The organism is Halomonas sp. McH1-25 (assembly GCF_022348165.1).
In the GTDB taxonomy this organism is placed as follows: Bacteria; Pseudomonadota; Gammaproteobacteria; order Pseudomonadales; family Halomonadaceae; genus Modicisalibacter.
Genome location: NZ_JAKRFI010000007.1, coordinates 91,778 through 114,302, shown reverse-complemented (window position 1 = coordinate 114,302; position 22,525 = coordinate 91,778). Strand labels below are relative to the sequence as shown.

The following is a 22,525-nucleotide window of genomic DNA, read 5'->3' as shown; positions in this document are numbered from 1 at the left end:
CGCTGGCTATCGCACATAAAAAAAGCCTGCATCCAAGACGCAGGCTCTAGGGAACGAACATCGCAAGCCGTCAGGCGCGCGGATACTCGCTCAGGAAGGCATATAAGTGGTCTGCCGGCGTCTCGTCGTGGATGCAGGCTTCTCCCAGGTCACGCAGCAGCACCAAGCGGATCCGGTCGTCGAGGTTCTTCTTGTCGAGACGCATACGCTCGAGGAAAGCATCGGCATCCATGGCCGCCGGCGCGGCCAGAGGCAGACCGGCCGCCTCGATGATCCGAGCGACCCGCGCCACATCGGCTCCATTCAGCCAGCCCAACTGCTGCGAAAGCGTCGCGGCCATAAGCATCCCGGCGCCGACGGCCTCGCCATGCAACCACTGTCCATAGCCCTGGTGCGCCTCGATGGCATGGCCGAAGGTGTGTCCCAGATTGAGGGTGGCACGCACGCCCTGCTCGGTTTCGTCGGCAGCGACCACGTCGGCCTTGATTGCACAGCTCTGCAGGATCGCTTCGCTGAGCAGATCGGCATCTCGGGCACGCAGCCCGTCCATGTTCGCTTCCAACCTGTCGAGGAAAGCGACATCCCGGATCAGGCCGTACTTGATCACCTCGGCCAGACCGGCGCTCAGTTCACGATCGGGCAGGGTGTTCAGCGTGCCGGTATCGATGAGTACGGCCCGGGGCTGCCAGAACGCCCCGATCATGTTCTTGCCGCGCGGGTGGTTGACGCCGGTCTTGCCGCCAACCGAGGAATCGACCTGCGACAAGAGTGTCGTCGGCACCTGAATGAAGGCCACGCCGCGTTGATAGCAGGCTGCGGCATAGCCGACCATGTCTCCGATCACACCACCGCCCAGCGCCACCAGCGTACAGCGGCGATTGAACCCCGCCGCCAGCAGGGCATCCCAGATGCGCTCCACCGAGGCCAGCGTCTTGGTGTGCTCGCCGTCGGGCAGAACCACTTCGCGTACCTCGAGCCCCTCGCCCAGACCATCCTTGAGCCGCTCGAGATACAGCGGCGCCACCGTCTCGTTGGTAACGATCATGACCTGGCGACCGGCCAGGTAAGGGCGTATCGCCTGCGGGTCGTCCAACACCCCCGGAGCGACATGGATGGGGTAGCTGCGTTCGCCGAGGTCGACGTTGAGAGAGCGTGGCGAGGACGAGATCGCGGTCATGGTTAAGCCTTGGTTTGCAAAGGATCGACGAGCCGTGCCACTCGCCGCAGGATATCGTTGACCACCGAGCGGGGGCCGCGCCGATCGGTACGCACCACCAGGTCGGCCGTCGCCCGGTAGAGCGGATCGCGCAACTCGAACAGGTTGCGTAGCACGGCTTCGGGGTCCTTGCTACGCAACAGCGGCCGGTTGCGGTCCTTGGCGGTGCGACGCAATTGTTGCTCGACCGTCGTGTAGAGATAGACCACGGTCCCGCGTTCGCGTAACGCCCGACGATTGGCTTCGTTCATGACCACACCGCCACCGGTCGCCAGCACGATATCGGTGCGCCGCGTCAGTTCGTCGACCATTTGCACCTCGCGCTCGCGAAAGCCGGCTTCTCCCTCGACATCGAAGATCCAGGGTATGTCGGCACCGCAGCGCGCCTGGATTTCGTGATCGCTATCGACGAAATCGCGCAGCAACTCGGCCGCCAACAGGCGGCCGATCGTGCTTTTGCCCGCCCCCATGGGGCCGACCAGGAAAAGATTGGGAAAATCCTGCATCAGCGAATCGCCAGCCCATCCTCGATGATTTTCGGGGTAATGAAGACTAGCAATTCTACCTTCTCATTGCTCTCCTCGGTATAGCGAAACAGATGACCCAATAGTGGTAGGTCGCCGAGCAATGGGGTCTTGAACAATTGGCGCAGTTGTTCGGTGCGCAGGATACCGCCCAGAACCACGGTTTCACCGTCGTTGACCAGCACCTGGGTCTGAATTTCGTTGGTGTCGATCGCCGGCGCGCCGTCGTATTCGGTGCTCGATACATCGTCGTTATTGATGTTGAGCTCCATGATGATGCGGTTGTCGGGGGTGATCTGCGGTACGACCTGCAGGGACAGCACGGCTTCCTTGAACTCGACGTTGGTCGCCCCGCTCGATGTCGCCTCCTGGTAGGGAATTTCCTGGCCCTGCTTGATCACCGCCGGCTGTTGGTTGGCGGTGATCACCTTGGGCTGGGAGATGGTCTGGCTCTTGCCCTCGCTCTCCAGTGCGCGCAACTCCATGTCGAGCAGAATATCGCCGGAGATGTAACCGAAACTGAAGGCCGATGAGGGGTTGGCACTGTCGCCCAGATCCACCGCCAACCCTCCCCGCTGGAAGAGGGTCGCATCAGGCTCCTGCCACTGCCCGGCATAAGTGCCTTGAGAAAAGCGCTGACCATCGCTGCTCAACGGCTGCCCAGAGGATGCACCGCCGAGATTCAGCTTGCCGTTTCCATTCGAGGAAAGCCCCCAGTTCACGCCAAGCTCGCGAGCCACGCTGTCACGGGCAATGACGATGCGCGCCTCGATCTGCACCTGGCGCACCGGAACGTCGAGCTGATCGACGACTGCAATGATTTCCTCGATTCGCTCGCGGGTGTCCTGGATGATCAGCGTGTTGGTACGCTCGTCGATACTCACCCGGCCACGCTCCGAGAGCAGACCCAGGCCTTCGGCGCCGCGCAGCATGGCGGCAAGGCTCGCCGCCTTGGCGTAGCGCACCTGCAGGTACTCGGTGGCCAGCGGCGCCAGTTCCTGCATCTGCGCCCGGGTCTCGAGTTCCTGGCGCTCCATGGAAGCCAGTTCGCTGGCCGGCGCCACCACCAGCACGTTGCCGTTTTTGCGACTGGCCAATCCGTGGCTACGCAGTACCAGATCGAGCGCCTGATCCCACGGCACGTCCTCCAGGTTGAGCGTCACGCTGCCCTGCACGCTGTCGCTGGCCACCAGATTGAGACCGGTGAACTCGGCAATGATCGCCAGCACCTCGCGTACTTCGATATCCTGGAAGTTGAGCGAGATTCGCTTGCCGGTGTAGGGAAACATTTCGCGCTGGCGTATCTCGCGCTCGGCACGGGAGACGGGACGCACCTCGATGATCAACTGTCGGCCGCTCTGGGTCGACAGCATGGCGTAGTCGCCACTGGCCTGGATCGACAACCTGGTACCGTCGACGTCTTCGACGGGCGTGATGCGCTGTATCGGCGTACCGAAGTCGCTGACGTCGAGCGTCTGGGCCAACGCCGCCGGCAGTTCGACATTGTCCAGGTCGGCGACGATGCGGTCGCTGCCCTGCTCGCTGACCCGCGCATCCACGCCATCGCGGTCGAAGGTGACGATCAGACGGCTGGCCCCGTCGTCGCCGCGACGGAAATCGATATTCTCGATGCTGGGCATCCTATCCAGCGACGCATTGGGTACCGCCCCGGTCGCGTCCGGCACGGAGGCCTGCACGTCGGCCGCGCTCTCGCCCAGGCTGAGCACCAGAGCATCGCCCCGTTCACGGATCGCATAAGGAATCGCCGCGTCGAGGTTGAATACCAGACGGGTCCGGCCACCGGCCTCCAGCGCCACGACATCGTTGACCCCGACCAGCCCCAGTTCATAGCGCCGGCGCTCCAGCCGGCTCGCGGTATTCATCAGATCGATGGCCAAGCGTGGCGGCGAATCGATGCGATAGCCGCGCACTTCAGGCACCTCGCCGGAAAAATGCAGCGTCACTTCGAGCTGGCCGTCGGCACGCTGGCCGAAGTCCAGGCCGTTCAAGGCAGACTGCGCCCAGGCCGAGCTGCAAGCGGCCACCCCCAGCAATGCCACCAGCAGCCTGCGAACGTATCTAATCATCAAAACATCCTTCCCCTGCGCAACTGCCCAGCTACCCTTGGCGCCGGCCGGTGTCGTCGTTATTGAGAGAGAGCGTCCGGCTGCGCTCGATCCAGCCCCGCTGACCGTTGGTGACGATTTCCACCAGTTGCAGCGAGCCCTCGGTAATCGCCACGATGCGACCGAAATCGGTCCCCAGATGATCGCCGAGATAAACACGATGGACCTTCCCCTGCGGATCCCGAATCAATGCCGAGCGTCCACCGTCGATCAGCAGCGTACCGACCATCGTCAAGTCGTCGAGCGGATAGGCTTCCAGCGGATCGCGCGGGCGGGTGAGGTCCGGTGCCAGATCGTCACCTTGCGTGGCGTCCTGCTGCTCGGGGCGCTCGGGAAGGAACGGACTGCGCTGCCCGGCCTGGTCGTAGGTCACGGCGCGATAGTCGGAAACGGCAGGCAACGGCTCAACCGTTCCGGTCGGGCTGTCGCGCAGTGCGCTCAGGCGCTGATCGAGAGATGCCAGTTCGGCATCGCTACAAGCCGTCAACGCCGCGACGGCGCTCAACGCCAGGACGCCGGCAAAGCGACTCATGGCGCCGCCTCCTCGCGATGACTGTAGGTTCTGGCCAGCATCGACAACTGCAAAGTGCCGGCCTCGTCCAGCGGGGTCAGCGTAAAGTCGTGGAGCGTGACGATACGCGGCAGCCCGGCAACGCCGGACAGGAAGGCCGCGATGCGGTGATAGTCACCCCGCACCTGGATATCGAATGGCTGCTCGGTATAGAACGCCTGCGGTACCGGTGTACGCAGCCGAATGAAGTCGATGATGAGTTGGTTTTCCAGCGCGGTGTCGCTGATATTGTCGATCAGTGTGGGCACTTCGGCCCCGGTCGGCAGCATCTGCAGCAACTCGGCCATGCGCGCTTCGAGCTCGCCCATTTGTTCGCGCATCGTCGGTAGATTGGCAGCCTGGTAAGCCTTGGCCTCGTACTGATCCAGCAGTTCGCTCTCCTGGGCCTGCGCTCGCTCGAGAGAGTCGGCCTGCGGCGCCACCACGAACCACTGCACCAGCCAGAACACCGCTGCCAGCACTAGCAGACAACTGATCACCTGCAGCGATACCGGCCAGCCTCCTGCCTCGCGCAGGTTGAGCTCACGCCAGTCGAGATCGCGCAGGCGGCGCAGTTCGGCGCTCAGACTCATGGCGTCGCCTCCCCTTCACTCGCATTCACCGCCGACATCGCCTCCTCGACGCTCATGTCGAAACGCCGCCGCCCACTGCTTTCCTCTGCCTGCACCTCGGACAGCGTCGGCGTAGCGAACACCTCGGTAGCCGCCAGGGCCCGCATCTGGTCGGAAACCTGCCGGTTGGTTTGCGCCAGTCCTGTGATGGCCAATTGGTGGCCCTTGCGGGCAAGGTGCGTGTAGTAAACGCCTTCCTCGAGACTGGTGACCAGTTGATTGAAGACGCGCACGGTCTGTGGTCGGCTGGCCTGCAACTCGCTGATCAGCTCGATCTGGGCCAGCATGCGCTCGCGCAATACCTGATAATCCTCGATAGCCTCGAGGTCCTTGTTCAATTGCTGCATCCGCGCCACGACATGATCATTGCGCTGACGTTGTACGTCGAGGGCCTGCTCGTACCACAATGACAATCCCCAGGCACCTGCGGCGCCGAGCAGGGCGGCCAGCGACAGGATGATCAGGAAGCGCCGACTGTGACGCTCGCGCTGCGCTTCACGCCAGGGCAGCAGGTTGATATCGATGGTCATGCCCGGGTCCTCATCGCCAGTCCGCAGGCGGTAAGCATGGCGGGTGCATCGCCGGCCAAGGTGTGGATATCGATGCGCGGGCTGACCTTCATGCGCAGGAACGGATTGGCGACTTCCACCGGCATGCCGCTATCGGTGGCCAGCCGTTCGCTGAGACCGGGGATCACGCTGGAACCACCGGCAAGGATGACTTTCTTGACTTCGGGGTTGCGCCCAGCCGTGTAGTAGAGTTGCAGGGAACGCCCGACCTGCTGGATCAACGTGTCGAGGAAGGGTGTCAGCACATTGGGACGGTAGTCGTCAGGCAGTCCGCCGCGCTTCTTGGCCAGACCCGCCTCGTCCAGGCTCAAGCCGTAGCGGGTGCGGATCTCCTCGGTCAGCTGACGGCCACCGAACACCGTGTCACGGCTGTAAATGATGCGCCCCCCGCGCAGGACATGAAACGAGTTCATGGTCGCGCCGATATCCACCACGGCGACACATTCGTCCGCGCCGCTCTGGTTGCGAGCCGCCTGGCGCAGTTCGCCGTATACTCGCTCCAGGGCGAAGGTCTCGACGTCCACCGCTTCGGGTTCCAGTCCCGCCTGAGCGATGGCATCGGTGAGCTGACCCACATCCTGCTGGCGGCAAGCCACCAGCAACACGTCCTGCTGATCGCCGAAACGCGCGTTCAGACCCAGACGCTGGAAGTCGAAGGCCACCTCGTTGAACGGAAAAGGAATATGTTTGTCTGACTCGAGTTGGATACGCGCCTCGATCTCCTCGTCACTCAACGAGGCGGGCAAGGTCAGGGTCTTGGTGATGGCGGCACTGGCAGGCACGGCGACCGCGGCACGCCGACTGAGCGGTCGCGCCCGGTCGACGACGCGACGCAACACGTCGACGACCTCGCTCATGTTGCGAATGCGCCGCTCGACCACCGCGCCTTCGCGCAACGGTCCGACGGCGTAGCTTTCGACGCGAAATTGCTGCCCGCTGCGTCTGAGCTCGATCAGCTTGACCGTGGCGGAAGTGATATCCACGCCGATCAGCCCGTTGGTAGACTTACTGAGCCCAAACAATTAGTGCACTCCCGGTTCCATGCGCGGCATGCCGCCTTGGTAGTATCGGCTGACATCCTTCATTCTTGAGCGCCACTAAATCACGAGTTCCCCTAATGTTTCCATCGTTTACACCCATACGAGCGAAGCTGGCCATCAACGCTGGTCGCTGCCTCGCCAGGTTCTTATAATGCCTAGTTTCATGGATTGACCTGCTCCTCGCGGCCGGACCACCCCCCGAACACCACGGATACCGCCTTCAATGAAGCTTTTCAGACGCCTGCTGTCTTCGGCCTTGTGGCTCATCGTCTCGCTGAGCGCTGCCGCCATCCTGGCCGTCATCGGTGCCGCCCTGTATTTCGCGCCCGGCCTGCCCGACGTGCGCCAACTGCAGAACTACGAACTGCAGACTCCGCTGCGCATCTTTACCCGTGACGAGAAGCTGATCGGAGAATTCGGTGAGGAACGGCGCATGCCCGTGACCTACGACACCATTCCCGAGGACATGGTGCAGGCCTTTCTGGCCGCCGAGGATGCCAGCTTCTTCGACCATCCCGGTGTCGACCCCAAGGGCCTCGCGCGTGCCGCCTTCGAGCTGATCGCCAGCGGCGGCGACATCCAGTCGGGAGGCAGCACCATCACCATGCAGGTGGCGCGCAACTATCTTCTGACCCTGGATCGCACCTTCACCCGCAAGATTCGCGAGATTCTGCTGTCCCTGCAGATGGAGCAGATCCTCAGCAAGGAGGAGATCTTCGAGCTCTATGTGAACAAGATCTTCCTGGGCAACCGGGCCTACGGGATCGCTGCGGCAGCCGAGACCTACTACGACAGACCTTTGGCCGAGCTGACCCTGGCCGAGAAGGCCATGATCGCCGGCCTGCCCAAGGCGCCGTCGGCTTTCAACCCGCTGGCCAACCCGGAACGTTCGCTGATCCGGCGCAACTGGATCCTCTATCGCATGCGCGATCTGGGCTACATCGACGAAGCCGCCTACGAGCAGGCCGTGCAATCCCCGCTGACCGCCCACCGCCACACGGTCCAGGTCGAGGTCGAAGCGGACTATATCGCCGAGATGGCGCGCCAATACGCCGTCGAGCAGTACGGCGACGCGGCATACACCGGCGGCTACAGTATCTACACCACCCTCGACAGCGAACTGCAGCCCTTGGCACGCCAGGCCCTGGTCGAGGGACTGATCGAGTACGATCGCCGCCATGGCTGGCGCGGCCCCGAGGAAACCGGTATCCCGCCGAGCCTGGTCGAGGCGCAGGACCGCACTCAGCGCGAAGGCCTGGAAGAAGAGCTTTCCGAATCGCCGGAAGTCATGGAGACTGCGCGCCAGGCGGCACAGAGCAGCAAGGCTCAGGTCAGCGGCATCGAAGGCGATGTCAGCAACTGGCTCAAGGTACTCGACCGCACGCCGGTACTCGGACCGTTGCAGCCGGCTATCGTGGTGTCCACCGACGGTCAGCAGATGCGGGTCCTGACCCGGGATGCCGAGCTGATTACACTGGACTGGGAGGCGATGAGCTGGGCGCGCCCTTACCGTAGCCCGAAATGGCGCGGCGAGGCGCCGACGAGTGCCGCTCAGATCGCCGAGCGTGGTGCCTTGGTGCGCATTCTGCGCGACGGCGACGACAACTGGCGCCTGTCGCAGCCTCCGGGTATCGAAGGCTCTATTGTGGTGCTCGATCCCAAGACCGGCGCCATCCGGGCGCTGCAGGGCGGCTTCAATTTCGAGCACAGCAAGTTCAACCGGGCCATCCAGGCCAACCGCCAGGCCGGCTCGATCTTCAAGCCGTTCATCTATCTCGCCGCGCTACAACAAGGCGACATGACGGCCGCCACCGTGGTCAACGATGCACCGGTAGTCATGAGCGACGTCGGTGGCGACTGGCGCCCCGGCAACTCCGAAGGCGAGTTCCGCGGGCCGACTCGTCTGCGTGTGGGCCTCTATCAGTCGCGCAATTTGGTCACCATTCGGGTGCTCCAATCGCTGGGCCTGGACAACGCCCTGGAGTTCCTCGAACGCTTCGGTTTCGCCGAGGGCCGCCTGCCGCACGGTCTGTCGCTGGCCTTGGGTAGCGCCTCGCTGACGCCGCTGGAAATGGCCAATGCCTATGCCGTCCTCGCCAACGGCGGGTTCAAGGTGTCGCCGTGGTATATCCAGCGCGTCATGCAGGCCGGCCAGGAAGAGCCGCTAGCCGAGGCAACCCCCAAGGTCGCCTGTCCCGACTGTGCCGAGGGCGCCACCCAGACGCTGATCGACGGCAAGACCTATCCGATCGCTGAACGTGTCGTCGACCCGCAGGCGCTCTACATTCTGCGCGACATGATGCGCGACGTCATCGAACACGGTACGGGACGCGCAGCGCTCGAACTCAATCGTGGCGATATCGTCGGCAAGACCGGCACGACCAATGAGCAGCGCGATGCCTGGTTTTCCGGTTTCAACAATGAGCTGGTGACCACGGTCTGGGTCGGCAAGGACAGCAACGAAAGCACGGGCGAGTATGGCGCCCAGGCCGCCCTGCCGATTTGGAAGGCATTCATGCGTCAGGCACTGGAAGGCACCCCCGAAAGCGTTCCCGAACGCCCCGAGGGCATCGTCACGGCGCGCATCGATCCCGATACGGGTCGCCGCTTGCATGACGATCAGCCGGGCGGTGTCGAGGAGCTGTTCCGCGAAGACAACCTGCCAGACTATGCACCGCGCCGCATCCAGCGAGAATTGGAAACCAGCAGCGGCTCGCAGGGTACCGGCACCTACGAAGCGATCTTCTGAAAACGGCCGCCCGCCTGGCATGTCCCGGCGGGCGGCGACGTTTCACCGATCGTATTGACACCTGTCTGCATGACGAAGAGAACCGGGAGTTTTCGACATGCCTCGTCCATGGCTTGCGGCCCTCATCGCTACCAGCGCAGCGGCATGTCTCGTGCCGTCGCTGGCCGCCGCGTTCTATGCGCCACCGGCACCCAGTGAAGATGCCCCCAAGTTCACCGGTCAGGCCGAACTGGGCTACACCCACCTCTCCGGCAACACCAACAACGAGACGTTGATTGCCAAGGGTCGCTTCACCTGGCTAAAGGATCGCTGGATACACAGCCTACGTGGCGAGACACGCAAGGTGGAGGAGAATGAAGACACCAGCGCAGAGCAATATCTGATCGCGGGGCGTGAGCGCTACGAGCTCGATGGGCCGCACTACCTGTTCGGTTTCGCCCGCTGGGAAAAGGACCGCTTCAGCGGTTACGACTATCAGCTCACGACGATTGCCGGTTACGGCCGGCAGGTGCTTGATGGCCCGACCCACACGCTGTCGGTCGAAGCCGGACCAGGCTATCGGCGCGATGCTTTGGAGGAAGGCGAAAACAAGGACCTGGCGGTCGGCTATGGCGCCCTGGACTATCTCTGGGAATTTTCCGACAGCTCGGATTTCCAGCAGGAGTTTTCCGTCGAGGGCACTCACGAGAACGTCACGACACGCGCCTTTTCCGCCTTGACCACTCAGCTCAACGCCAGCCTGGCGCTACGCATTTCCTATGAGCTCAAGAACAACTCCGACCCGCCCGAGGCCGGCGACGAGCACACCGACCGCACCACCGCCGCCTCGCTGCTCTATAGCTGGTAATGCCCGCCGCTACCGTCAATAGGCCTCGATCATTGCCGTCAGATCCTCGGCCAGGGGATCCAGCACCTCGGACCAGGACAGGTAGGGCGTCTCGCCATTGCCGTTGACCAGCACACTGAAGCTGCCCCAGCGACCGTTCTGGGTTCGGAAGTAGCCCCCGACGGCGCGAACCGCGAATGGCTCGTTGAGCGTTCCGGTCTTGAGCATGACGTGACTCCGGAAAGTCTCGCTTCCCCGCCGGATGAAGCGCATCGGCCCATTGGCCGGCAACTGCAGGCCGGCCACGAAGGTCGGGAACAAGGCAGGACGCCGATACATGGCCTCGAGCAAGGCATTCACGCCCTGCGCCGAGGTACGATTCTCTGTGGTCAGCCCACTGCCGCTGAGCAGCGTCACTGGCCCATGTCCCGGCAGGCTTTCGGCAAACGCCTCGAGTGTCTGGCCGGCTTGAGCCAACGAGGCGCGCGGCTCGTCAACCAGGTTGAGACTGAGCACATCCGCCATGAAGTTGTTGGAATAATTCAGCGTTCGCAACAACAACTCCTGTAGGGGTTTGCCTTCTACCGCGGCCAGCGGTCTGGCCGTGGATGGCGGCGGCGTGTCGCCGGTCGCGAACCCACCGCTCACCGCTACGCCGCTCTGCTCAAGCAACGCCAGCAACGTACGTCCGGTCTGACGTGCGGGATCGGAACTGGAGCGATAGACCGGATAAGGCACACTGCCCAGCGGCACCTGTCCCTTGATGCGCAGCGTGTCGACCCCCTCCTGGGTCACACGCTCGGCATTCAGGCGGACTTTCTCCCCGGCGGCCACGGTGGTGGTCTGGTTATCCACCACCGTGGCCGGCTCGAGGGTATCGCAGCTCACTATGCGTGCCGGAAGTCCCGCCTGGACTGCCGGCTTGACGCTTACGCACCAGCTCCCGTAATTGACGGCCGCCGATGACAGCCGGGCATCGTAGGCATGAGCCGAGCGCACCTGCGACTCGCAACGGTCGGTGGTGATGCATTCGACCGGACCATAACGCCATTGGCTGATGACCAGCGTGCCGTCCACCGCTGTCACGCCCTGCTGGCGCAGTCCCTGTACCAGATGCCACAGATCCTCGGTAGCCAGCGCCGGGTCGCCCCCGCCCTCCAGCACCAGATCGCCGCGCAGGATTCCCTGTGCATCCACGTTCCCCGTCGTGACCAGGCGCGTCGTGAAGCGATGCTGGGGCCCCCAGCGCTCCAGCGCCGCCGCCGAGGCGTACAATTTGGTGACCGAGGCCGGCGACAGCTGCCGCTCGGCAGCGATTTCACCCAACACGTCGCCGCTGTCCAGCAGTTGAGCCTTGGCACCCACCGCATAACCTTCGTTTGCCAGACGGGCAATGTTTTCGAAACTTGCCGCCATGGCGGCAGGCAGCGGAGCAGCGCTCAGCACGAGGAGACTGAGCAAGATGGCGAGCGGGCGTGGCATGAAAAAGGACCTTACTGATAGCGGAAGAGAGCGAAAGGGCATGCTGGCAGCTTAATGGGCCGACACTTGTGAAAACGCCTGGATGACCACGACGCCGGCGATGATCAGGGCCAGGCCGAGCACGGCGGGCACATCGAGCTTCTCGCCGAATGCCAGCACGCCGATTAGCGTGACCAGCACGATACCCAGCCCGGCCCACAATGCATAGGCGATACCGACCGGGACGGTGCGCAGCACTAGGGTCAGCATGTAGAAGGCAATCCCATAGCCCACCACCACCACGACACTCGGCCAGAAACGCGTGAACTCCTGGGACGCTTTCAAGGCACTGGTGCCCACCACTTCGGCCACTATGGCCACGAAAAGATACACATAGCCCATGGAGACGCTCCTCAACGATCGACCACCGCAACGGGAACGACAGTCTAGCCCCCGCGCACATTCGGGAAAACCAGGACGCTGCTGCGCACTAGCGGATATCGCTTAACCCCGGCAGCAGCTCGGGCCGATAAGGCAATTCCATCACCAGCGTCCATAGCGCCTGGCCACTGGCCTGATACTTGGCCTCGAAGGGAGTCAGGCCCTCCCCTGCCGGATAATGCTCGACGACCTTGGGCCGCTGGCCTGCCGCTTGCTCGACGGCCAAGGCGAATTCTTCGAGATAGAGACGCCAGTTGGAACGCACCTCGAGCCACCCGCCCAACGCCACGATGGCGGGAAAGACCGGATGGCCGTGCCAGCGCATCTTGAGATGGGCCGCCTTGGGATAGGGGTTGGGATAGAGCAGATAATGCCTGCTAGGCTGCCAGCCCGAGGCCAGCGCCAGTCGCCAGAAATCGACCAGGTCGGCTCGGACCAGCAGCGCATTGGATGGCGGCTCGCCATGCTCGCGGGACAGACGATCCGCGCTGCGGTCGATCCCGATCACGGCGTGGTCGGGATACATGAGCGCCAGGCGCCGAGTCGACAATCCCACGCCGCAGCCGGCATCGAAAATCAACGGTGCGCGCTGCGCCTTCAGCCAGGCATCGGCATGGGCGAAGGCTTGCTGCGTGTGCTCTGCTACGGGCTTGCGCAACGCGTGCGTAAGGCCGCGTTCGACCCGCCGCGATAGCTCGTCATGCGGCCCGTGCTGATTGGTCGTGATGGAACGCGAATTGGCTTGCATACTCAAACGAGGCAATGATCGGGAAGCGGCAGTCAGTCTACCAGCAAAGCGCCTGGAATGTCGGAGCGACAGGACTCATGCTTGACGTCATGACGGGACTACGGCCCAAGTGCTATCATCGCGCCCCAGAATCGATCGGCACTGACTCGTGCCACGCAGGATATGCATACGCGTAGAGACTCACAGCATACGAGGGATGCGGCTTGTCACAGTTACCGGTGATCGTCGGCATGGGCGGTGTCAATGCCGCAGGTAGGACATCAGGCCATCAGGCGTTTCGGCGTACCGTACTCGATGCCTTGCCTGCCCAGGAACAGACCCACACCCTACTTGCCCTGGCGGCGATGATGCATCTCGTCGAACGCCAGCCGGACGGTCGTTGGCTGGATACTGAGGGCGAGCGTCTCGAGGGCGATGAGGTAGTGGCGCGCTATCGTCAGCGAATCCTCGAGAAGACGCTGATCCGCCGCATCGAGCCGACGCATTTCGACGTCGATGGCATCCCCGCCAATCGTCAGGCTCAGCTCCGCCATGACACACCATTGGTCTTTCGCGTACGCCGCCGCCAGCTTCCGGAGCCGCTGCCGTTAGACTGGGACGTGCGCGAACTGGACAACCGGGAAGTCGAGGTCAGCATCCCGCCCGGCACGCTCGACGTTCTCATGCCCGAGCGTCGCTCGGCCCAGGTGCGCACCGCCGGCCAGTTGCCCAGCGGATTCCAGCCCAGCGAGCTGTATCGCAGCGTACACCATCCCCGCGGCCTGTCGATGGCGGTGTTCGGCGCCAGCGACTGTCTGGGTCAGAGCGGACTGGACTGGGAACGTCTGCGCGACTCCCTGGATCCCGACCAGATCGCCGTGTATGCCGGCAACTCCATCGGCCAGCTGGACGACCCAGGCTGGGGCGGCCTGCTCAAGAGTTTCGTATCGGGCAACCGCACCACCTCCAAGCAGATGCCGCTAGGGTACGGCCAGATGCCCGCCGACTTTCTCAATGCCTACGTATTGGGCAGCGTGGGAGCTACCGGCGCCGTTCAGGGTGCCTGTGCCAGCTTCCTCTATAACCTGCGCCTGGGCGTCGAGGACATTCGCAGTGGCCGCCGTCGCATCGTCATGGTCGGTACCAGCGATGCGCCGATCACTCCCGAGGTCATCGAGGGGTTTCGCGCCATGGGCGCGCTGGCCGATGACGACAGCCTCAAGGCACTGGATGCACTGACCCTGCTGACCGACGCCGACTATCAGCGCGCCTGCCGCCCTTTCGCCCGCAACTGTGGATTCACCATTGCCGAGGCCAGCCAGTTCCTGCTGCTGATGGACGACACCCTCGCCCTGGAAACCGGGGCGCGTATCCTCGGGTCGGTGCCCGGCGTGTTCGTCAATGCCGACGGCTGGAAGCGTTCGATCTCGGCGCCCGGGATCGGCAACTACATCACCCTCGGCAAGGCGGTACGGCTGGCCACGGAGATGCTCGGCGAGCGCGCCGTGCGCGAGCGCAGCTTCGTGCATGCGCATGCCACCAGCACGCCCAAGAACCGGGTTACCGAGTCGCATGTGCTCGATGAGATCGCACGTGCCAACCAGATCCACTCGTGGCCGGTGGCCGGCATCAAGACCTTCGTCGGCCATTCCCAGGGCAGCGCCGCCGGCGATCAGCTGGCCAGCGCACTGGGCTCCTTCGCGCATGGCCTGATCCCGGGCCTGCCGCACCTGGACGCCGTGGCCGACGACGTCTACGCCGAGCGCCTGGCCCTGTTCCTCGATCCGTTGCCTTTCACGGCCGATGTCGCCTTCATCAATGCCAAGGGCTTCGGCGGCAACAACGCCACCGGGGTGGTGCTGTCACCCGAGGTGACCGAGCGACTGCTGGTCCAGCGCCATGGCCAGGAGGCCGTGACGCGCTGGCAACGGCGCTGCGAAGTGACCCAGGCCGCCAGCGACGCCTATCTACAGCGCGCCGATGCCGCGAACTTCAGCGTCATCTATCGTTTCGGCGAAGGCGTACTGGAAGGACCCGAGCTGGCGATCGATGCCCAGACCATCCATATTCCAGGGTACGCCAAGCCGGTTTCACTGGCCGTGGACAACCCTTACGGTCGTCTCGACGACGAGTCATGTAACGAGGCATAGACCAGCGACGCCAATTGTCGTTGACAGACGCTTCGGGTACCCTATTGCCCCGGCACTTCCTGTGCCGGGACGTTCCGCCCCGGCACAGGATGCACCCATGAATATCGTGGTCTATCCCGGCACCTTCGACCCCATCACCAACGGCCATTTCGACCTGATCGAGCGTGCCGCACGCATCTTCGACAGGGTGGTGGTTGCCGTGGCAGCCAGCCCCGGCAAGAAACCGACGCTGGACCTGGACACGCGCGTGAATCTGGCACGTGACGTGACCGAGGGGCTCGGCAACGTCGAGGTCGTCGGCTTCGCCTCGCTGCTCACCGAACTGCTCGATCGGCAGGGGGCGCGCATCATCCTGCGCGGCCTGCGTGCGGTGTCCGACTTCGAATATGAATTGCAGCTGGCCAACATGAACCGCGCCCAGGCACCGCATGTCGAAAGTCTGTTCCTGACGCCAGCGGTCGAGAACTCCTATATTTCCGCCACCATCGTGCGTGAGATTGCGCGCCTGGGCGGCGACGTCAGTCGGCTGGTCCATCCCAGGGTCGCTGACGCGCTGCGCGCGCACTATGATTCCGTTCAGCGTCCTGGCCAGTGATGGTCGCTCACCACGCAGCGAGGATTGAAGCATGGCCCTGATGATCACCGACGAATGCATCAACTGCGACGTTTGTGAGCCCGAATGCCCCAACGACGCCATTTCCCCCGGCGAAGAGATCTACGTCATCGATCCCAATCGGTGCACGGAATGCGTAGGCCATTACGACGAACCGCAATGCCAGCAGGTGTGCCCGGTCGACTGCATACCGCTCGACCCGGAGCGCAAGGAAACCCATGAGCAACTGATGGAAAAGTATCACATCATCGTTGCTGCCTGATTTCGTTGCCGACCGTCGCTTTCCGTTATCCGATTCGCTGCCTCGCGACGCCCTGCATCGCGAGGCAGTCATGTCATGACGCCGCGCTTTTTCGTAACGCCCCACCATCAATGAGGCATTTTCATGCTCAGCGATGATGGAATCCATCTTTTACTTAATGCAAATTAACATTAGCTTACCCAAGCAGGATGCAACGCAGCACGGCCAAGGATGGCCCCTCGAGGCTCGAGCCCTCAGAAGCGGTATGAGGCAAACACTTCGAAGAGCTGTGCCGTTTCATCGTTGCCCATGAAGCGCTCGTCAGCGCCCTCTCCGGGAAAGGCCACGGCATAGATTGCCGATAGGAAGAACCGCTCGGTCACCGTCCAGTCGGCATACAGGTTCAGCTCCCGTGCGAAATCCTTGTCGTCGGCCCCTGCCGCGGCACTGTCGTGATAGCGAAAACGGTAGCCGATCAGGCCGGTTTCCAGGTCGTCGCGTGGCTTGACTGACGCCTTGATCATGTCGATGTCGAGATTGCTGTTGAACAACATGTACTCACCGACGATCTCGCCCATGAACCAGTTGCCCCAGCCGCCCGCAAAATCGTAGAACAGCGTGTCGTAGCGCTCGCTGAATTCCGCGCGGCGATAAAGCACCTGGGGCCGCCAGGGCCTGTCATGGAAGGTGTAGGTAGCCTGCAGGTACCAGCCGGTCTCGTCGATGTTCTGCTCGTCGTTGGTCTCGTGAACCCACTGGCCGCCTAGCGCCAGCCCGGGCACACTGGCCAGCGGCTTGCCCTTGGCACGCAGGTTGTACACATCCATGCCCTCGCGGGTGGCGATATCGCTGGCGTAGGTATGCACATAGGCGGCACCGATCTTGGCCCGGTCGCCCCAGGTATAATCCACGTTGACGCCATTGGCGTGCGTGCTTTCCTCGTCGCCGCTGCCGATGTCCTGTTCCTGCTCGAGATGGAACAGGTCGCCGTGCCAGCTGTGGCTATCCAGCGATAGAATCGCGGAATTCTCGAAGCTCTCACTAGGACCGATGTAATACGCGGCATAGCGGCCCATGTCGGTATAACCATCGCCGACCAGGAAACCGTCGCCAAAGATGAATTTCTGATCGCCGAAAGACAGGGTCAGCGCATCTTCGCCCAACGAATCCGCCCACAGGCCTGCGCTCCGCCATCCTACGTAGGCACGATCGAGGCGGGCATGCTCGGGGTGGCCCGGCGTCGCACCGGCGGCGTCACCGTAACGGCTGCCCCGGGTCAGCGCATAGCTGCCCTGCAGGCCGGCGAAGAACGTGCCTGCCCGGGTATTCCAGCCGGCCGTCAGGGCAGGCTGGATCACGGCCTCCCACCAGGCGGGATCCTCCTGGGTCGGGGCTGCCCCGTCGATGCTGTACGCCGAGCCGAAGTTGACGTCGTCGGTCACTGCACCGAATCCGTAGAGCATCAGCCCAGCGTTGACGTAACGACGTCCATCGACGCTTTCGTACAACGTATGCGGGGCCGAGGGTGGCTTGATGCCGGCCTCGACGTAATCGAGGTCGGTCACGGCCGCGAACGACGTCATCGGCAGCAAAACCGCGCCCCCCAGGCCAGGCAACAGCCGGAGCAAGCGGAGCTGGGAACTCGACACGGGGCGAATCATGGCGGTGTCTCCTTGGGATCGCCGGGCAGATTGCGCCCTGGCACGCCGAAAGCCGAACCGGACGCAACGATTCCCTTTACCTTAGAAGACGCAGGGCGGATCAAGCCAATGGCGTCCTGCCCGCGATTGCGCCTTGCGATGGTATGCTGCGCGCGTCACCGATGAGCAGCCCAAGGAAGCGGAGTGAACATGTCCACCTCGGCAGGCCGGCGCGTATGGATGCTGGCCTGGCCCATTATTCTGTCCAACATCACCGTGCCACTGCTGGGCCTGGTGGATACCGCCGTGGTCGGCCACCTGCCCGAGTCGCGATACTTGGCGGGGGTGACGCTGGGGGCCACGCTGTTCAGTTTCCTGTACTGGGGCTTCGGGTTTCTGCGCATGGGCACCACCGGCTTGACCTCCCAGGCCGCCGGCCGCGAGGACGATACGACAGTCCGCAACCTGCTCGGCCAAGCGCTTTTCATGGCCGGCGTCATCGGCATGCTGCTGATCGTCTTTTCGCAGCCGCTGATCGCCTTGGGGTTGTGGCTGCTCGACGGCAGCGCCGAGGCCACGCGCCTGGCCGAAGAATATGCGCACATCCGCATCCTTTCGGCGCCGGCCGTGCTGGCCAACTACGCCATCCTCGGCTGGTTCCTCGGCCAGCAGAACAGCCGCGTGACGCTGATCCTCATGATCACCACCAATAGCGTCAATATCGCGCTGGACCTGTGGTTCGTGGTCGGTCTGGGCATGACCAGCGATGGGGTGTCCTGGGCCACGGCGATTGCCGACTATACCGCCCTGGCGCTCGGCCTGTGGTTGGTCAAGCGTCAGCTCGTCTCGCTACAGGGGCGCTTTCTGCGCGATCGCCTATTGAAGCTGCTGGCCTATCGCGAGCTGCTCCAGGTCAACGGCCATCTGTTCGTGCGCACGCTGGGCCTGCTGTTCGCCATGGCGTTCTTCACCTCGCAGGGAGCGAGCCAGGGCGACGTCATACTGGCCGCCAACGCCGTGCTGCTGCAGTTCGTGATGCTGACGTCCTATGGTCTCGATGGCTTCGCCCACGCCGTCGAGGCGCTGAGCGGACGCGCCATCGGTAGCCGCGACTGGCCGGCATTCACGGCCTTCGTGCGTGCCGCCACCCGCTTCTCGCTAGTGACGGCCGGTGCCGCCATGCTGGTTTTCGCGCTTGCTGGCGAGTGGCTGATCTCCTTGCTGACCGATCTCGACACGGTGCGTGCCGCCGCAGCGGAATTTCTGCCGTGGATGGTGCTGATGCCGGCCCTGGCGGTGTGGAGCTATCTACTCGATGGCGTGTTCATCGGCGCCACCGCCACCCGCGAGATGCGTAACAGCATCTTTGCCGGCCTGGCCGTCTATCTACCGGCCTGGTGGCTGACGCAGCACATCGGAGCGGGGCTCGGCAATCATGGCCTGTGGCTGTCCTTCACTCTGTTCACCCTGGTGCGCTCGGCCACGCTCGGCGCTTACTACCGTCATTACCGGCACAAATACTGGAATGCAGCCACAGCAACCTGATCGCAGCGGCGTGCGACCAGAGAGGTACAGGCAAAGCCGCCAACTTACGCTACGTTACTCAAGGATCCGCTCTGTCGAGAACCCTCATGCTCAAGTTCCTTTCTCGGCCAGCCGTCAAGCTGGTCGAGCGCTACCTGCCCGACCCTTATGTCTTCGTTCTGTTGCTGACGCTGGTGGCCGCCGCTGCGGCCATCGGCGTGGAACGGCAGACGCCTCTTGCCGTGCTGCGTTACTGGGGCGACGGCTTCTGGAATCTACTGACATTCTCGATGCAGATGCTGCTGGTGCTGGTCACCGGCTTCATGCTGGCCAGTTCACCGCCGGTCAGGCGCCTGCTCGCCAGGCTCGCCTCACAGGCCGACAACGCGGCAAAGGCCATCGTCCTGGTCAGTGTGGTGTCGCTGGCCGCCAGTTGGATCAACTGGGGATTCGGGCTGGTGGTCGGCGCCCTGTTCGCCAAGGAACTCGCCCGCCAGGTACGCGTCGATTATCGGCTGCTGGTCGCCAGCGCCTATTCGGGCTTCGTCGTCTGGCATGGCGGTTTGGCCGGTTCGATCCCGCTGGTCATTGCCACCGAAGGCCATTTCGCGGCGGATCGCATCGGTGTGATCCCCACCAGCGAGACGATCTTTGCGCTGTACAACCTGGCCATCGTGGCCGTGCTGTTCGTCGTGGTGCCGCTAGTGAACCGCTGGATGCTACCCGACGAGGAAGAGAGCGTATTCGTCGAGCGCGACAGGCTGGAGGATGCACCACCGCACCGCTATCTGCCGGCGCGCCCGGCCGAACATCTCGAAAACAGTGTGGCGCTGTCCTGGCTGGTGGGCATCCCCGGTCTGCTGTTTCTGCTCGATCACTTCGTGTTGCGTGGCGGCGGGCTCAACCTGAACATCGTCAATTTCCTGTTCCTGTTCTTGGCCCTGGTGCTGCATCGCACGCCCCGTGCGCTGCTGAACAGCCTGCACGAAGCCATCAAGGGCGGTGCGGGCATCGTCATCCAGTTCCCCTTCTATGCCGGCATCATGGCGATCATGGTGGAGTCGGGACTGGCGGAAACGCTGTCGGAGGGTTTCGTGTCGATTGCCGACGCCGACAGCCTGCCATTCTGGTCGTTCATCAGCGCCGGCATTCTCAATCTGTTCGTGCCTTCGGGCGGGGGCCAGTGGGCAGTGCAGGCACCGGTGATGCTGCCGGCTGCAGAGGCGCTTGGCGCCAGCGTCCCCAAGATCGCCATGGCCGTGGCCTGGGGGGACGCCTGGACCAACCTGCTGCAACCGTTCTGGGCCCTGCCGGTACTGGCCATTGCCGGGCTCAAAGCCAAGGACATCATGGGATTCTGCCTGATCCAGTTGGTCATCACCGGCGCGATCATCGCCTTGGGCCTGACTTTCCTATAGGACAGTCCTGGTGTACGAATCAGGTCTTGTCCGGGGTATAGCCCGGCGGATCGCTGGCGGGAAACGAGTCGGCACTGGCCTCGTCGGCGATGGCATCGCTTTCGCCCACCGGCGGCGAGGTCAGGATCCGACTGACGTCTCCCTGCAGAATCAGGTGATCGCTGCCGCTGGCTTCCAGCAGATCATAAGCGATCCAGCGGAACGAGCCGTTGCCATCCGCCGCGACGATGCGAACGTAGTTGTCACCAAGCACATCCACCGTACCAACTTTCTCGTTGCCGGAGGTCCATACCTCGGCACCTACGCGATATGCTGTTTCCATGCGGTTCCTCCTCCTCACTCGAAACGATCCATTTATCTTGCAGTACAGCACATTTCCCGGCCAGCATACCAAGCCGCCCGAGGAATTCGCAGGCTAGGACAATCCCCTGCGAACAGGATAACCCTAGTCGAAATAATCAACCTGACGGAAATCGACCATGACGCCCGACGACCTTCCCCGCCAGCACGAGCTATCCATGACCGTGCTGATGACTCCCGACATGGCCAACTTCAGCGGCAAAGTGCATGGCGGGGCGATCCTCAAGAAACTCGACGAGGTCGCCTACGCTTGCGCCAGTCGCTACGCCGGCAGTTATGTGGTGACCCTGTCGGTGGACCAGGTGCTGTTCAAGCAACCGATCCATGTTGGAGAACTGGTGACGTTCCTGGCCTGTGTCAACCATGTCGGCAGCTCTTCCATGGAAATCGGCATCAAGGTGGTGGCCGAATCCATACGCGAGAAGGTGATTCGACACACCAATAGCTGTTACCTCACCATGGTGGCCGTTGACGAAAACGGACGTCCCGCCAAGGTGCCACCCCTGGCACTGAAAACGCCCCTGCAGAAACTGCGCTTCGAAAAGGCGGCACTGCGCAAGAAGCTACGCAAGGAAGCCGAGGAGGAAGCGCGACGAACCCATGAGAACCACTACGCCGAACAGCCGGGCGGCCAGCGGATCGGCTGATCCGACAACCACCGTGAATAGCGACAAGGAGGTCGAATGACGACGCAGACACCCCACCGTGGCCTGCATCGGGGCAATGAGCGCGTGCACCTGATCTGGGACCTGACAATCCTGGCGCTGGTCATCATCAACCTGGCGCTGCTGATCATCGACAGCCTGTTCCTGATTCCGGCGCTGAATACCGCGTTCGAGACCGTCGCCCCGCAGGGGTATCGCTTCTACGACGAGACGATTCATGAGAACTTCTTCACCATCGACCTGGTATTCGTAAGTATCTTCCTGCTCGATGTCCTGCTCGGCTGGGCGGTGGCCATCGCCGAACGGCGCTATCCACGCTGGTTCTACTATCCTTTCGTTCACTGGTACGACGTGCTCGGCTGCATTCCACTGGCCGGGCTGCGCTGGCTGCGCGCCCTGCGTGTCTTTTCGCTGCTCTATCGCCTGCAGCGCCTGCGATTGATCGACGTCCGCACCTGGCCGTTAGCCGAAGGCATCGCCAAGTACTACGACATTCTTCTCGAGGAGGTCTCTGATCGTGTAGCGATCCGGCTGATCGGCAGCGTCCAGGAAGAGATCCGCAACAGCGACGCCTTCTCGCGGCGTATCGCCGAGGAGATCATCGCACCACGCAAGCAACAGCTGGTCGACGAGATCACCCAGCGACTGGAGGCGACACTCGGCGACACCTGCCGTCGCAACCAGCCGCTGATCGCCCGTTATGTCAGCGCGCTGGTCGGCCGCACCATGCAGGACAGTCCCGAGATACAGCGCCTGCGCCGCCTGCCGTTCGGCGATCAGCTCGCCACCGCCATGGACCAGACCATCAGCGATATCGCCAACCGGCTGGTGCGCGAGGCGATTGTCGGTCTGAACTCTCCCGAGTTCACCCAACTGATACGCCAGATGGCCGACAGCGGTTTCGACGCGCTATTGATCACCGACCGGCGTACCGATCGCATCACCGAGCGCGTCTTGATCGATGTGCTGGAACTGCTCAAGGAGCAGGTGGCCGTGAAGCAATGGCGCGATAAATACGCCGAGCACGACATGGCCCCGCCCCAATGAGGCATG

21 protein-coding genes are annotated in these 22,525 nt (G+C 63.1%); 9 read left to right on the top strand and 12 right to left on the bottom strand.

Features of this window, described 5'->3' with window-relative positions; translation table 11 throughout:
* Positions 1-70: 70 nt before the first annotated feature.
* From aroB to pilM, 7 genes are read right to left on the bottom strand one after another with little or no spacing between them, the layout of a single operon-like run.
* On the bottom strand, positions 71-1,177 hold the full coding sequence (gene aroB, locus MHM84_RS16805; RefSeq protein ID WP_239267494.1) for a 3-dehydroquinate synthase: 1,107 nt from the start codon (positions 1,175-1,177) through the stop codon (positions 71-73).
* A gap of 2 nt (positions 1,178-1,179) precedes the next feature.
* On the bottom strand, positions 1,180-1,722 hold the full coding sequence (gene aroK, locus MHM84_RS16800) for a shikimate kinase AroK (protein WP_239267493.1): 543 nt from the start codon (positions 1,720-1,722) through the stop codon (positions 1,180-1,182).
* The gene (gene pilQ / locus MHM84_RS16795) at positions 1,722-3,827 is read right to left on the bottom strand and encodes a type IV pilus secretin PilQ (RefSeq protein WP_239267492.1); all 2,106 of its coding nucleotides are present in this window, start codon (positions 3,825-3,827) and stop codon (positions 1,722-1,724) included. Before pilQ ends, aroK begins: the two co-directional genes overlap by 1 nt.
* A 31-nt stretch (positions 3,828-3,858) precedes the next feature.
* A complete protein-coding gene (locus tag MHM84_RS16790) occupies positions 3,859-4,398 on the bottom strand; it encodes a pilus assembly protein PilP (protein ID WP_239267491.1) in 540 nt (179 codons plus the stop codon).
* A complete protein-coding gene (locus tag MHM84_RS16785; protein WP_239267490.1) occupies positions 4,395-5,009 on the bottom strand; it encodes a type 4a pilus biogenesis protein PilO in 615 nt (204 codons plus the stop codon). Before MHM84_RS16785 ends, MHM84_RS16790 begins: the two co-directional genes overlap by 4 nt.
* Entirely contained in the window at positions 5,006-5,578 is a 573-nt protein-coding gene (locus tag MHM84_RS16780; protein ID WP_239267489.1) for a PilN domain-containing protein, read from the bottom strand. The genes MHM84_RS16785 and MHM84_RS16780 overlap by 4 nt, the downstream gene beginning before the upstream one ends.
* A complete protein-coding gene (gene pilM, locus MHM84_RS16775; protein WP_239267488.1) occupies positions 5,575-6,639 on the bottom strand; it encodes a type IV pilus assembly protein PilM in 1,065 nt (354 codons plus the stop codon). The genes MHM84_RS16780 and pilM overlap by 4 nt, the downstream gene beginning before the upstream one ends.
* Positions 6,640-6,880: 241 nt before the next feature.
* On the opposite strand from pilM, the gene MHM84_RS16770 reads away from it, so the two are divergent.
* A complete protein-coding gene (locus MHM84_RS16770; RefSeq protein ID WP_239267487.1) occupies positions 6,881-9,406 on the top strand; it encodes a penicillin-binding protein 1A in 2,526 nt (841 codons plus the stop codon).
* A gap of 97 nt (positions 9,407-9,503) precedes the next feature.
* A complete protein-coding gene (locus MHM84_RS16765; RefSeq protein WP_239267486.1) occupies positions 9,504-10,253 on the top strand; it encodes a DUF481 domain-containing protein in 750 nt (249 codons plus the stop codon).
* Between the two features lie 15 nt (positions 10,254-10,268).
* Here MHM84_RS16765 and dacB read toward each other — a convergent pair whose 3' ends face one another.
* The 3 genes from dacB to MHM84_RS16750 all read right to left on the bottom strand — a co-directional run bounded on the left by dacB (position 10,269) and on the right by MHM84_RS16750 (position 12,882).
* Positions 10,269-11,714: a D-alanyl-D-alanine carboxypeptidase/D-alanyl-D-alanine-endopeptidase gene (gene dacB, locus MHM84_RS16760; protein ID WP_239267485.1), complete on the bottom strand. Its 1,446-nt coding sequence runs from the start codon at positions 11,712-11,714 to the stop codon at positions 10,269-10,271.
* 51 nt (positions 11,715-11,765) lie between these two features.
* The gene (locus tag MHM84_RS16755) at positions 11,766-12,095 is read right to left on the bottom strand and encodes an SMR family transporter (protein ID WP_239267484.1); all 330 of its coding nucleotides are present in this window, start codon (positions 12,093-12,095) and stop codon (positions 11,766-11,768) included.
* An 88-nt stretch (positions 12,096-12,183) separates the two neighbouring features.
* Positions 12,184-12,882 carry an SAM-dependent methyltransferase gene (locus MHM84_RS16750; protein WP_239267483.1) on the bottom strand — a complete coding sequence of 233 codons (699 nt, stop codon included), beginning with the start codon at positions 12,880-12,882 and terminating at the stop codon, positions 12,184-12,186.
* Positions 12,883-13,112: 230 nt separating this feature from the next.
* Here MHM84_RS16750 and MHM84_RS16745 point away from each other — a divergent pair, with 230 nt between their 5' ends.
* The 3 genes from MHM84_RS16745 to MHM84_RS16735 all read left to right on the top strand — a co-directional run bounded on the left by MHM84_RS16745 (position 13,113) and on the right by MHM84_RS16735 (position 15,886).
* Complete coding sequence (locus tag MHM84_RS16745) at positions 13,113-15,011, top strand: beta-ketoacyl synthase N-terminal-like domain-containing protein (protein ID WP_239267586.1); 1,899 nt, start codon at positions 13,113-13,115, stop codon at positions 15,009-15,011.
* A 97-nt stretch (positions 15,012-15,108) separates the two neighbouring features.
* Complete coding sequence (coaD, locus tag MHM84_RS16740) at positions 15,109-15,606, top strand: pantetheine-phosphate adenylyltransferase (RefSeq protein ID WP_239267482.1); 498 nt, start codon at positions 15,109-15,111, stop codon at positions 15,604-15,606.
* Between the two features lie 31 nt (positions 15,607-15,637).
* Positions 15,638-15,886 carry a YfhL family 4Fe-4S dicluster ferredoxin gene (locus MHM84_RS16735; protein WP_239267481.1) on the top strand — a complete coding sequence of 83 codons (249 nt, stop codon included), beginning with the start codon at positions 15,638-15,640 and terminating at the stop codon, positions 15,884-15,886.
* 233 nt (positions 15,887-16,119) lie between these two features.
* Here MHM84_RS16735 and MHM84_RS16730 read toward each other — a convergent pair whose 3' ends face one another.
* Entirely contained in the window at positions 16,120-17,526 is a 1,407-nt protein-coding gene (locus tag MHM84_RS16730; RefSeq protein WP_239267480.1) for an alginate export family protein, read from the bottom strand.
* Positions 17,527-17,715: 189 nt separating this feature from the next.
* Between MHM84_RS16730 and MHM84_RS16725 the strand changes: the two genes are divergently transcribed.
* Both MHM84_RS16725 and MHM84_RS16720 read left to right on the top strand, forming a co-directional pair.
* Complete coding sequence (locus tag MHM84_RS16725; protein ID WP_239267479.1) at positions 17,716-19,050, top strand: MATE family efflux transporter; 1,335 nt, start codon at positions 17,716-17,718, stop codon at positions 19,048-19,050.
* A gap of 86 nt (positions 19,051-19,136) precedes the next feature.
* Positions 19,137-20,447, top strand: coding sequence for a TIGR00366 family protein (locus MHM84_RS16720; RefSeq protein ID WP_239267478.1), 1,311 nt, complete (start codon positions 19,137-19,139; stop codon positions 20,445-20,447).
* Between the two features lie 19 nt (positions 20,448-20,466).
* Here the strand turns inward: MHM84_RS16720 and MHM84_RS16715 are convergent, their stop codons facing one another.
* Positions 20,467-20,769: a hypothetical protein gene (locus MHM84_RS16715; RefSeq protein WP_239267477.1), complete on the bottom strand. Its 303-nt coding sequence runs from the start codon at positions 20,767-20,769 to the stop codon at positions 20,467-20,469.
* A gap of 157 nt (positions 20,770-20,926) precedes the next feature.
* Between MHM84_RS16715 and MHM84_RS16710 the strand changes: the two genes are divergently transcribed.
* Together MHM84_RS16710 and MHM84_RS16705 are read left to right on the top strand one after the other, a co-directional pair.
* Positions 20,927-21,454, top strand: coding sequence for an acyl-CoA thioesterase (locus tag MHM84_RS16710; protein ID WP_239267476.1), 528 nt, complete (start codon positions 20,927-20,929; stop codon positions 21,452-21,454).
* A gap of 36 nt (positions 21,455-21,490) precedes the next feature.
* Positions 21,491-22,519 carry an ion transporter gene (locus MHM84_RS16705; RefSeq protein ID WP_239267475.1) on the top strand — a complete coding sequence of 343 codons (1,029 nt, stop codon included), beginning with the start codon at positions 21,491-21,493 and terminating at the stop codon, positions 22,517-22,519.
* The last annotated feature ends 6 nt before the right edge of the window (positions 22,520-22,525 follow it).